Raw genomic sequence first — 11453 nt, 5'->3', positions numbered from 1 at the left:
GCAGGTGATTTTTTGCAAGTTGTATCTTTTAAGAAATTGATAGTTTTTTGATTAATATATGTTTATATAATTTTTTATAGCATTAAAAGCTAACAGGAATCTCATAGGTTACAAATTCGTATTTTGGACCTGTAGATTTTGAAACTACTTTACCCCCTAGAGATTCTGCAATTTTTCGACTTGGATAGTTCTCTTCAGCGACTGGATAAATAAAATAGTCAGGCTTAACAAAGTCGACTGCCCATTTAGCGACTGCTGATACAGCTTCTCTTCCATAACCATGAAAATGGTAATCTTCGCGTACCCATATGCCTAACTCTGGGTTACTAGTTTGAATACGATGTAGGCCAACCAGGCCTATAAATATTTGAGTATGGGCTTCTCTTATAACAAATATAATTTCAGATCCAGCTTTGAAGTTTTTTAACCAATCATTCCAAGTTTGATCGAACTCATGTCTTGGTTGAGGATCCCAAGCCATATAGCGTGTCAGGGTAGGCGTAATACAGTTGTAAATTTCATCTGCATCTTCTGCCGTAAATGGTTTTAGATTAAGCCTTTGAGTAGAAATGCTCACTTCAAGCAGACTCATAATGATCCTTATATAAATCAATTAAATTTAATTGTTATCAAAAATATATTATTCATATTAGAGCTAAATAATAAGTAAACTCTCACTAATAATAACTATAAAAAAGTTTTAGTCTTGAATGGTAAAAATAAAGCACTATAATTCATGAGCTATCCATAAAATATGTTTAAACCTACTGATGATATAATTTATTGGAATAGACAAGATAGGTGAAAATAGTGTCTTACGCATGTCCATGTTGTGGTTATCTTACATTTGATGATTTACTCGATAGTTCTTTTGAAATCTGTGCAGTTTGTTTTTGGGAAGATGATAATGTTCAGAATGAAGATCCTGATTATAAGGGGGGAGCAAATGGTATTAGCTTAAAGATCGCTAAGCAAAATTTTCAATTATTTGGAGCAATAAAAAAAGAATTTATACCATATGTCCGTAAACCAATTGAAGAAGAAATACCCTGATAAATGAATATACTTGTATAAATGGGATGGAATAAACTTACATATTTACACCCGCTGTAATGAGCTTTATTAATTTATTAGTTATGAAATTAATATTTATGTAGTTAATTGAATTTACGATTATTTTGTCTAATTTATGATTTCTGATGTAAATATTTTATAATCTAAATTTTAACAAGCTCTTTATTTTTCAAACATACGTTGAGACAAGAAATTAACAAATTCTCGAACTTTCGGAGACGGATGCTTACTTGCTGGCCAAAGAACATTAAATACGCCTGTTCTATCTGTAAACTCGGGTAATACTTGAACTAGTTGATTGGTACGCAATAAGTCTTTGACAGAAAAGTCTGGCAAACAAGCAATTCCTCGACCTTTCAGCGCAAAACAAACTCGTGTCTCAATATTATTACAAATCATCGATATTGGAAGTTGTAAGTCTGGTTCGTTTTCGGTTGTTTTTAAGGGCCATTTCTCAAGCTTGCCGCTATGAGAAAATCGATAATGTAAACAAGAGTGTTCTAATAAATCAGCAGGTACTATCGGAGTTCCACGTTGAGCTAAATATGCTGGAGAGGCAACCAGTAATTGTCTAAAAGTCCCTAGTTTTAAGGCTTTTAAGCGTGAATCTGTTGGAGTACCTGTACGAACAACAGCATCAAATCCTTCTTCAATTACGTCAACCAATCGGTCTGTAAAATCCAGATCTAATTCTATTTCTGGATATTCCTGCATAAAGTCACCGAGTACAGGTAATATCAGAGAACTCACTAAGGGTAAACTCACACGTAGTCGTCCTTGTGGAGACTTTATCGCTTGCGATAATTCCATCTCTGCTGCTTCAATTTCAGCCAGTATGCGTCGACTACGCTCTAAAAATAATATTCCTTCAGCCGTCAGATTAATACTACGTGTATTACGATGAAAAAGTCGCACACCAATCTTTTCTTCAAGGCGAATCAAGCTCTTACCAACGGCAGAAGCTGAAATTCCTAATGAACGCCCCGCTGCAACAATACTTCCAGTCTCAGCGATTTTAACGAATACGGTAAACCCATTCAGGCTATCCATTCTTTTCTCCTTATTGCGGAACAAAACTTCCGTATAACAAGGAACTATACCCGACTTTTTCTTTAATAGGAGTCTTCCTAATATATAAATCTCGAATATGAAAAGAAGTTTTTAATATGATTTCCAAAGCGTCTGAATCAAGTGCTACCGCACCATCGACCTCTTTAAGCCTAGTTCAAAATATTGTTCAAAAAGCTATAGATAATAACCAGTTAGTAGGGGCTGTGGTTATTGTGGCTCAACATGGGAAAGTTATACACCGTGAAGCATTAGGACTATCTGATCGAGAGCGATCAATATCCATGACTATGGACACTGTCTTTCGCTTAGCGTCAGTGAGTAAGGTCATTGTTTCAACAGCTGCTTTAGTTTTAGTTGCTCAAAATAAACTGAATTTAGATGAGTCGATTCACCACCAATTGCCATATTTTCAGCCTAAATTAGAAAATGGAAAGTTTGTTCCAATTACTTTACGTCAAATTCTTAGTCATACGGCAGGCTTGGGCTATCGATTTCTTGAACCAGATGATAATGGTGCATATTCACAGGCAGATGTATCTGATGGCATGGATTCATCTACTATTAGTTTAGAAGAGAACGTAGGTCGAATCGCTACAGTACCTTTACTCTATGAACCAGGGAAAGAGTGGGGATATTCTTTGGCAACCGATGTATTAGGTGCATTAATTGAAAAAGTATATGGCAAGCCTTTAGATCAAGCAGTTAAAGAATTAGTCACTGATCGATTGAAAATGAACAAGACTGGTTTCGCTGTATCAGATAACCAACATGTAGCAACTGCTTATGTGAGTGATAGTCCTGAACCTCATGTTTTATTAGAAGAAGAGGTTGTTTCACCATTTGAAGAATGTGTCGGAATTAATTTTAGTCCTCGCCGTATTTTTAATTCGCAAGCATTTTTCTCTGGTGGCGCTGGAATGGCTGGAACCGTTGAGGATTTTTTTAGCTTATTAGAAGCTCTTCGTCAGGAAGACTCATTATTTTTACCCCATGAATTAATTGATGAAATGACAAGAGATCAAACGGGTGGTTATGAGTTACCAAATGCACCGGGCTTTGGTTTTGGTCTCGGATTTTCAGTACTCAGAAACGCTCAGCAAGCACTATCACCAGAGTCAGAAGGAACATGGCGTTGGGGAGGAGCCTACGGTCATTCATGGTTTGTCGATAAAAAACATAATCTGAGCGTGATCGCATTTACAAACACGCTTTATGAAGGCATGTCTGGAAAGTTTGTTACAGACCTACGTGATGCAGTTTATAAAGCGATAGGAGTAGTCGAATGAGCAGCTCAATTTCAAATGATCGGTTGCCAATCGTTCCCTTACTCATTCTCGCTATGGGAGCGTTTGTTACGATCTTGACAGAAGCTTTACCTGCGGGGTTATTACCTCAATTAGCTTTGGGATTAAATATATCTGAATCCTTAACGGGACAAACAATCACCATGTATGCGATTGGGTCTTTATTAACAGCCATTCCATTAACGAATGCTACCCAAAGTATTCGACGTAAACCCTTGTTATTAATTGCTCTAGCAGGTTTTGCTTTGACGAATTTAATTACAACGTTATCTACCAGTTATCTTTTAACAATGGTTGCTCGATTTTTGGCAGGTGTTTCAGCAGGCTTGCTTTGGGCCTTGCTCGCTGGATATGCAACGCGAATGGCGCCAGAACACTTAAAAGGACGTGCGATAGCAATAGCAATGTTAGGAACACCATTGGCTTTGTCACTAGGTGTGCCAGCAGGTACCTATCTTGGTCAATTGTTCGGTTGGCGAATGGCTTTTGGTGTTATGAGTATTTTTGCGATACTTTTAGTGGTATGGGGAAGCTTCACATTACCTGACTTTGAGGGGCAGACTACAGATAAACGCATATCCTTAAAACGGGTGTTCATTTTACCCGGTGTCAGACCCATATTATTTACTGTTTTAAGCTTTGTGCTTGCTCATAATATTTTATATACCTACATAGCTCCGTTTTTAACAATTGCTAATTTAGCTAAAAATACGGACATTATTTTACTGATATTCGGCTGTTTATCATTATTCAGTATCTTTATTACAGGACTGCTGATTGACCAATACTCACGCCTATTAACGCTCAGTAGCATAATATTATTTGGCTTTTCCGCTCTTTTACTGGCAGTCATGGGTAATCACACGGTTCCCGTTTATGTGGCAATCGGGATTTGGGGGGGGGCGTTTGGTGGTGCTGCGACATTGTTTCAAACGGCTTTGGCGGAAACGACAAATGATATGGCTGATATTGCTCAATCCATGTTAGTTACGGTTTGGAATATCGCGATTGCTGGCGGGGGAATTATCGGTGGCTTTTTACTGAGTAATTTTGGAGTGAGCACTTTTCCTCTAGTCCTCTTAATATTGTTATTTATTACATTCATTGTAGTTTGGCGAGCTAAAGAATATGGGTTTAGCTAAAACTTACATATTCCTTTCTCTTAGATAGCGTTAAGTTTACGGTGTCATAAGATAAATTTTCGCGCGCGTTGAGCAAATACACAATAAAAACTAAATCCAATTTATTTAATTGTTTTTGTTCTATAACTCTAAAGATAAAAATTTGCTTTATTAGATAGATCATTATTAATATTTGGGCTTGTTAATAAAGATTTATGAATTATGGAATACTCTACACAAGATGCTTTAGATTGGTTAAATCAAGGTATTGAAAGTCTTAGAAATTCATCTAAAGAAGATAAAGTTAGCGATTATGCTTTGGGTTATGATATTGGTTTTCTTTATGGCACATTACGCACGTTATTAGTGACAGGCCATATCACACGTGAAGAATATAATAAACTCCATGCAGAATTAACGGAAACTCGTCAGGCTAGACTAGATGGATCTGAATGATAACTAAAAATATTCGCGATCTGCTTGAGCCTATCAAACAGAATTGATTATAGGAAATCTCTCATGTGAGGGATTTTTTAATTTGCACGACTATACAATCAATAATTATATGAAAGCGTAAGTGAAACTCAATTATTTATCCTTACTTTTTAATGATCTATTTTAATACGATTGTCATTTCGTGTGCTTGACTGAAAGAGGGTTGAATACTATTCTTTGCCTGCTGGCCTACATTGCCAGTCGGTTGTCGCAGACCGAATCAAACGAGCATTAAAAGTTTCATACTTTTAGTGTTGAGCCCTCGTGCCCCCTCTATGGTGGAACGGAGGGGGACACCTTCGGGTGTGCTGGCCTCGTTTGACCAGTCTGCGAACCCCTTTCGTTCTGCCACCATAATTTTAATGTCTGGCAGAACTCCAAATAAAAAGGAGTTGGCTTTGCACATTCATCATTTCTTGGCAGCCTTTGTCAAAAGCTATAACGACACAACTTAAAATTTTTAAAGCATTTTGATCGCCGTTAGGCTTATCAGACTTTAAATCATTACGTCTAAAACTTAGCAACAATAAAACTTGAGATGTGCCAAGCACAGTCTTTATGGCTTTGCTATGCCTTTTTTATCTCATTTATATACAACAAGAATTTATTTTAAAACGGTAAAACTATGCCACATTCAGATCTTCCATTTCGTGCATTAAGCGTGCTTCACACTTCAAGATTTCTCTTTAATAAATATGGCTTTCATAACGTCGGGGTTGACCGAATTATCGAGTCGGCAAAAATTCCCAAAGCGACTTTTTATAATTACTTTCACTCAAAAGAAAGGCTGATTGAAATGAGCCTAACATTTCAAAAAGATGGACTTAAACAAGAAGTAATTTCAATCATCTATGTTCAGAAAGACTTAACGTTACTTGAAAAACTGCGCAAGATTTACTTTTTACATGCTGACCTAGACGGGCTTTATCATTTGCCGTTTAAAGCTATTTTTGAAATTTCGAAAACACATCCAAAGGCATATCAGGTCGTCATTGACTATCGAAACTGGTTCATCAATGAAATCTATAATTTGCTTTTAACCACCAATCCAAATGCTTCAAAATCCGATGCCCACATGTTTTTGTTTGTGATTGATGGAGCAATGGTTCAACTTTTAGACCCTAACAAACCAGATGAAAGAGAGCGGTTACTTGAGTACTTCTTGGTGGGGGTTGGGTAATTTTTTAATAGCGTCAGCATTTAAAGATGATATGTCATTTTTAGACAAGGTTGATGTCATTAGTGCACAAGTCAGGTCAATATAAATATGTTGAAATCAGATTTATCAAATGGGGCTGTAATAAATAATTAAGCTCCAAATTATCTAAATTTATTAAATATAATTTATTGATTTGTAGTGAAGGAGATTTAAAAGCTATCAGGATTAATAAATATTAAATTGAGCTAAAAATAATCATTATGCCAAGTTTTTAATTATAAAAATATAAAACTAGGAAACTGATTAATTATATTTAAAGGAAAGGATTCTATGTATATATCTAAACAAGGATGTATAGGTACACTCGTGCTTTTATATAGTATGAGTGCAAATGCAGAAGTTAGTCTAAAAGATAATTTTAAGTTCACAGCTAATTTTATTGATTTAGCGATGTATAGCCAAGAAAGTGCTGTAGATGACAATTTTACTAATTCAGCAGGTTTGTTTTTAAATACTGAAATTAAATTGGCGAATGAAAGTCAGGATTTTGGGGTTTTAAAAGCACAATATGTATTTAATGGTTTAAATGATGATGCACAGCTAAATACCTCAAATAATTGGTTTGGAGGCGTAGGAAGTTATATTGGTGGAGCAATTGCTGCCAATGATTTGGCTTCATCCCAACTCAGTTTGCTGACTTGGGATAAGTATTGGAGTGATAAGAAATTATACACTTCCGTTGGGCGTACCAACCTAAGACGGTATTTCCTCTATAACAATTGTCAAAATATCCTGTTGTGTACTGACCCGATTAAAGGGGCAATGGGTTCATTACCGACTAACTATGCGTATTGGGGCGGCTATGCCAAATATAATTTATCAGACCATATCTATATGCATGCTGGCGTTTTTGAAGTCAACACAGATGATTATGTCTATAAGAAAAAAGGATTAGATTTCTCATTTCATCACCAACTAGGTTACAGCCAAGTGTATGGTATGGGATATAAAGATAAAAATAGTAAAGCAGAGTTGTTATATTTTTATAATAATTCTGAATATCGTAATGCATATACTCAAGAAAAATATAATGGTACAGATGGTTTAAATTTTAGATTTAATCATGATTTTAATAATCAGAATATTCCAACTGTATTTGGTGCTTACTCATATATTGATGAGAAAAACCAACCTTATAAAAATTATTGGGAACTCGGGTTAAGCTACAAAATAAATCAAGGAAAAAATCATTTAGGCGTGAAGTTTGGTCAGTCTCAACTCAATGATGACTATGTTTTAATAACAGAAAAAATTAATGGTAATAATAATAAAACAACCTCTTTTCTTTCTTTAGATACCGATATTAATTACAAACGTCTGACTCTAAGCCCATTCGTACAATACATCTGGAATCCAGATAACTACTACCGTTCTACAGGAAAAACCTTCAACAGCAATATGATTGTCGGTTTAGTTACTCAAATTAAGCTCTACTAAGGGAAAAAAGAGATGAAGATTACAAAAATTAGCTTACTGTTCACGAGTCTTTTAGTCAGTAGTGTGGCCTGTGCTGAATATAGCTGTCAGCAGTTGGAACTAAAGGACTGCCCAACGACCGTAGATAAAAAATTACCTGATCCACATGATATGTTGGCATGGACACAACAACAAAGGGTGGTGGGCTTTCGAAATACATTCCGTAGTTATGATGGCAGTGTTTTTCACCCTGATAAGAAAAACATACTTGCGCTACCAAAGCTAAAGAGCAGTATTAAAAATAAGGATATCCATTACTCGGTAGATGGGAAAAACTATAATTTAAATGATTATTTAAAAAGTCAAAGTGTTGCAGGTCTGATTGTATTAAAAGATGGCAAAATTGCTTATGAATATTATGGACAAGGCAATAATGAGACGACTCTATGGACTTCTCGTTCAGTGGCAAAGTCTATTGTGGCAACGCTCATAGGTGTTGCTATTCAACAAGGTAAAATCAAATCGATAGATGATCCAATCATTCAATATTTACCTGATTTGAAAGGAACGGCTTGGGAGAAAGTATCCTTAAAACAGCTTTTACAACACACATCAGGCGTTGAATGGAATGAAAACTATAAAGATCCAAATTCAGATTTTGCAAAAATGACCTATTGTGAGGCAGCTAACGATCCAGATGCTTGTGTCTATAAAAATGTAAAAAAACTGAAAGCGAAATATGAACCAGGAACGGTATGGTCATATAGCACAGGTGGGGCATATCTGGTGGGTAAAGTCTTAGAAGCTGCAACACATGAGAATATTGCTAAATACCTAGAAGATAACGTCTGGAAACGGGTAGGCATGGAGCGAGAAGGTGTTTGGCAGTCTTATACCCGCAATCAAGTTGATATGGGTGGCCATGGGTTTAATGCAACTTTACGTGATTATGCGCGTTTCGGACAATTTATATTGAATGACGGACGTGTTTCTAATGGAGACAAGATGTTACCCGATGGTTGGACAGCCCAAGCGACTAAATGGAATCAAGCGAAAGGCTCTGCCTCAGAAAACTACCCAAAAGGCATATATGGTTTTCAATGGTGGAACTCACATGCTAAAAAAGGTTCGCCATTAACGACTCAAAATTCTGATGAAACTTTCTGGGGACTGGGTATTTTTGGGCAGATGTTAGCCATTAACCCTAAAGACAAGATTGTTATGATGCAGTGGAGTACATGGGAAACTGCAATGCCATCCGCTGAGCTTGATAATGAAAAAAGTTTATTTTTTAATGCGGTAACTCAGTATCTTACTGAGCAAAAATAAGCAGGTTTTATAGCTTAGCATGTCACGAAATTTTAACTTGATATTTAACAAAGGTAATTTTAGAATCCGCCCAACTAATTTTTAGGAGCTTCAATGTGAGTACTTGCTCGAGTGACAGTAGTCGATCGGTAATAGTCTAAGTATCCACTGAAGTCCTTACAGACCTCTTTTTGTGGATGCAAGAAGAGGTTTTTTTATTTTCATCTTTTCATTTCTACTATTAACCTATGATTTATTCATGACAGGTTGCAGTACTTGCATATGCTCCATAACTTATGGGAGTAATGCCAATGGTATTTATTTTAAAGAAACGCTCACTTATTTTTGGTTTCTGCTTATTGGCTTTATCTAACGCTAGCCATAGTGGAAGACCTATGGTTGTTGACGATGCAGCTCTTGTTTCTCCAAAAACATGCCAATTAGAAACATGGATGCAGCATAATCCTGACAACAAAGAATATTGGGCAATGCCTGCCTGTAATTTTGGTGGTAATTTTGAATTTGCTGTAGGGCTGGGAAGAGTAAGCGATGATACTGAGCACGTCAGCTATGCAACCTTACAAGGTAAAACCTTATTAAAGCCTTTAGAAACCAATGATTGGGGAGTTGGTTTTTCTTTTGGAACTCAAATAAATACCAAAGATTCTTCAAAAAAAGATTGGACTGTTAACCTTCCATTAAGTATTTCTACTTTCGATGATAAATTTTTAATCCATGCCAATATGGGTTGGTTACGCGAAAATACCACGCATAAAAACCAGACCACGTGGGGAATTGGAACCGAAACACAACTTACTCATCCTTTAACGCTCACTGCCGAAGTATATGGTAATGACCGAAACGACTCCTTTTACCAGACAGGTTTTCGATACATGGTCTATAATGACTTTGCTCAATTCAATGCAAGTTATGGCAATCAAATCTCTCATCACGATAATGCATTTTTCTCTGTCGGATTTGTATTTCTAACAAAATCATTTTTACCTTGATGATTTAGAAATATCTGAATCTATCAATAAATCTGACAGATTCTAACTTTTGATATCAGATAAATACATTTATCTTAATTGGGCTTGAGCACAACCTTTTGAAGTGTTCCTCTTTATGGTTAGATTTTTAGGTATTTAAAAAATGAATAAAATGCACGTAACTTTAGCGGTAATTATTGGCTTAATTGTTGGTGGAGTAATCGGCACTCTAGGCTACTCTAAAACTGCTGCTCGTTATGGCGCCATGACCACAGCCTGTGTCATGGTAAACCAAGCGGTTGAACATGGGATCTTGAAACCTGAACAAGTGAAAGAGTTAGGTGAGTTAACAGGTCAAAGCCTTAAAAAAGATTATGAATCTGTTGCATCCAAATTCAAATTCTCTGAAAAGCAATTAGGTAACGCATCAGAAGGCTCTAATTGTAGTCAGTTTATTGTTGGTGTGAATGCCGCAAAATAATGAGTAGGAAGCCCACAGTGTGTGGGCTTTTTTAATACTGTATAACTCTATATCAATTGACTATGTAATGACTCAGACATTATTTATGAATAAGTTCTAATATATTTTTAAATAACATACTATCTTTGTCGGCAAGGGTATTCACAATGTCAAAATGATTATGTCCTTCATCTTTTAGTAATGAAACGTTTAATCCTTTTTCTTTGCATATAGAGTAGAAAAAATTGGTTTGATTATGGAAACCTTGTGTCTCTAGCTCTCCTACACTGAGTAGAAGTGGTGCGGCATTTTCTGGTAATGGTAAATTTTTATAAGGACTGAGTTCAGTTGCTTGTTCTGGACTAAGTTTAAGCCATTCATTAATGTTGGTATCACATAAAGGTAATAAATTATAAAGCCCACTTAAGCCAAGGACCCCCTTAATCACATTTTTAGGCAAGTTAAATTCTTCTTGCCAACGATCACTCCAAAGCATAGCAACTAAATGCCCCCCAGCAGAACTACCCCCTATATATATTTGTTCAGGGTCTATGCCATAAGTTTTAGCATTCTGGTAAATCCACGCAATCGCTGTTCTTACTTCTCGCACAATTTCAAAAAGCGATGCGTGAGGGCAAAGGCTATATTCAATTGTGGATACGGCTATTCCATGTGCGACAAAATTTTCAGCCATAGAGCAAGCATCATCTTTACTTTGTGCACGCCAATAACCACCATGAATATAGATGAAAATCGGAGAAGGTTGTTTCTTTGCGGGGAAAATATCTAAGGTTTCTCTTCTAGCTAAGCCGTACTCTAGATTATATAAGCCTGTAATAGCATCTTTGGATTTCTGAGCAAGTCGTGCATATTCCTTCATACAAGAATCAAAATCATCCACTGAATTTCTGGCGTTATATTGAATTTCTCTTTCTTGAAGATTTGAAAAGAATAGATCTGTCATTTAAACCTCGATAACAATTTATTTAATTAAAG

At 36.1% G+C, this 11453-nt stretch carries 12 protein-coding genes; 9 read left to right on the top strand and 3 right to left on the bottom strand.

Annotated features, from left to right (window positions below; all coding sequences use genetic code 11):
* Positions 1 to 82: 82 nt before the first annotated feature.
* Positions 83 to 592 carry a GNAT family N-acetyltransferase gene (locus AC07M3_RS04095; RefSeq protein WP_494566600.1) on the bottom strand — a complete coding sequence of 170 codons (510 nt, stop codon included), beginning with the start codon at positions 590 to 592 and terminating at the stop codon, positions 83 to 85.
* Positions 593 to 810: 218 nt separating this feature from the next.
* Between AC07M3_RS04095 and AC07M3_RS04090 the strand changes: the two genes are divergently transcribed.
* On the top strand, positions 811 to 1053 hold the full coding sequence (locus AC07M3_RS04090; RefSeq protein ID WP_494566599.1) for a CPCC family cysteine-rich protein: 243 nt from the start codon (positions 811 to 813) through the stop codon (positions 1051 to 1053).
* 183 nt (positions 1054 to 1236) lie between these two features.
* Here the strand turns inward: AC07M3_RS04090 and AC07M3_RS04085 are convergent, their stop codons facing one another.
* The gene (locus AC07M3_RS04085; RefSeq protein ID WP_494566598.1) at positions 1237 to 2124 is read right to left on the bottom strand and encodes a LysR family transcriptional regulator; all 888 of its coding nucleotides are present in this window, start codon (positions 2122 to 2124) and stop codon (positions 1237 to 1239) included.
* A 116-nt stretch (positions 2125 to 2240) separates the two neighbouring features.
* Here AC07M3_RS04085 and AC07M3_RS04080 point away from each other — a divergent pair, with 116 nt between their 5' ends.
* From AC07M3_RS04080 to AC07M3_RS04045, 8 genes are all read left to right on the top strand, one after another.
* Complete coding sequence (locus tag AC07M3_RS04080; protein ID WP_494566597.1) at positions 2241 to 3431, top strand: serine hydrolase domain-containing protein; 1191 nt, start codon at positions 2241 to 2243, stop codon at positions 3429 to 3431.
* Positions 3428 to 4591 carry an MFS transporter gene (locus tag AC07M3_RS04075; RefSeq protein WP_494566596.1) on the top strand — a complete coding sequence of 388 codons (1164 nt, stop codon included), beginning with the start codon at positions 3428 to 3430 and terminating at the stop codon, positions 4589 to 4591. Before AC07M3_RS04080 ends, AC07M3_RS04075 begins: the two co-directional genes overlap by 4 nt.
* A 201-nt stretch (positions 4592 to 4792) precedes the next feature.
* Positions 4793 to 5026 (top strand): hypothetical protein, encoded by a 234-nt coding sequence (locus AC07M3_RS04070; protein ID WP_494566595.1) that lies wholly within the window; start codon positions 4793 to 4795, stop codon positions 5024 to 5026.
* Positions 5027 to 5690: 664 nt separating this feature from the next.
* On the top strand, positions 5691 to 6245 hold the full coding sequence (locus AC07M3_RS04065; protein ID WP_494566594.1) for a TetR/AcrR family transcriptional regulator: 555 nt from the start codon (positions 5691 to 5693) through the stop codon (positions 6243 to 6245).
* 309 nt (positions 6246 to 6554) lie between these two features.
* The gene (locus AC07M3_RS04060) at positions 6555 to 7721 is read left to right on the top strand and encodes a carbohydrate porin (RefSeq protein WP_494566593.1); all 1167 of its coding nucleotides are present in this window, start codon (positions 6555 to 6557) and stop codon (positions 7719 to 7721) included.
* A 12-nt stretch (positions 7722 to 7733) separates the two neighbouring features.
* On the top strand, positions 7734 to 9029 hold the full coding sequence (locus AC07M3_RS04055) for a serine hydrolase domain-containing protein (protein WP_494566592.1): 1296 nt from the start codon (positions 7734 to 7736) through the stop codon (positions 9027 to 9029).
* 284 nt (positions 9030 to 9313) lie between these two features.
* Positions 9314 to 10018, top strand: a complete 705-nt coding sequence (locus AC07M3_RS04050; RefSeq protein ID WP_494566591.1) for a PA4824 family protein — start codon at positions 9314 to 9316, stop codon at positions 10016 to 10018.
* 142 nt (positions 10019 to 10160) lie between these two features.
* Positions 10161 to 10478, top strand: coding sequence for a hypothetical protein (locus AC07M3_RS04045; RefSeq protein ID WP_494566590.1), 318 nt, complete (start codon positions 10161 to 10163; stop codon positions 10476 to 10478).
* Positions 10479 to 10557: 79 nt separating this feature from the next.
* Here the strand turns inward: AC07M3_RS04045 and AC07M3_RS04040 are convergent, their stop codons facing one another.
* A complete protein-coding gene (locus AC07M3_RS04040; RefSeq protein WP_494566589.1) occupies positions 10558 to 11421 on the bottom strand; it encodes an alpha/beta hydrolase in 864 nt (287 codons plus the stop codon).
* Positions 11422 to 11453 lie beyond the last annotated feature (32 nt).

This window comes from Acinetobacter sp. GW821-FHT09D10, from assembly GCF_059416285.1.
This window is presented reverse-complemented; position numbering and strand designations above follow the sequence as displayed.

What these genes read in the sequence shown, in the direction of transcription:
- AC07M3_RS04055 (WP_494566592.1), top strand. Translation starts at nt 7,734, where the DNA reads ATGAAGATTACAAAAATTAGCTTACTGTTCACGAGTCTTTTAGTCAGT.
- AC07M3_RS04070 (WP_494566595.1), top strand. Translation starts at nt 4,793, where the DNA reads ATGGAATACTCTACACAAGATGCTTTAGATTGGTTAAATCAAGGTATT.
- AC07M3_RS04085 (WP_494566598.1), bottom strand. Translation starts at nt 2,124, where the DNA reads ATGGATAGCCTGAATGGGTTTACCGTATTCGTTAAAATCGCTGAGACT.
- AC07M3_RS04060 (WP_494566593.1), top strand. Translation starts at nt 6,555, where the DNA reads ATGTATATATCTAAACAAGGATGTATAGGTACACTCGTGCTTTTATAT.
- AC07M3_RS04045 (WP_494566590.1), top strand. Translation starts at nt 10,161, where the DNA reads ATGAATAAAATGCACGTAACTTTAGCGGTAATTATTGGCTTAATTGTT.
- AC07M3_RS04040 (WP_494566589.1), bottom strand. Translation starts at nt 11,421, where the DNA reads ATGACAGATCTATTCTTTTCAAATCTTCAAGAAAGAGAAATTCAATAT.
- AC07M3_RS04050 (WP_494566591.1), top strand. Translation starts at nt 9,314, where the DNA reads ATGCCAATGGTATTTATTTTAAAGAAACGCTCACTTATTTTTGGTTTC.
- AC07M3_RS04080 (WP_494566597.1), top strand. Translation starts at nt 2,241, where the DNA reads ATGATTTCCAAAGCGTCTGAATCAAGTGCTACCGCACCATCGACCTCT.
- AC07M3_RS04075 (WP_494566596.1), top strand. Translation starts at nt 3,428, where the DNA reads ATGAGCAGCTCAATTTCAAATGATCGGTTGCCAATCGTTCCCTTACTC.
- AC07M3_RS04065 (WP_494566594.1), top strand. Translation starts at nt 5,691, where the DNA reads ATGCCACATTCAGATCTTCCATTTCGTGCATTAAGCGTGCTTCACACT.
- AC07M3_RS04095 (WP_494566600.1), bottom strand. Translation starts at nt 592, where the DNA reads ATGAGTCTGCTTGAAGTGAGCATTTCTACTCAAAGGCTTAATCTAAAA.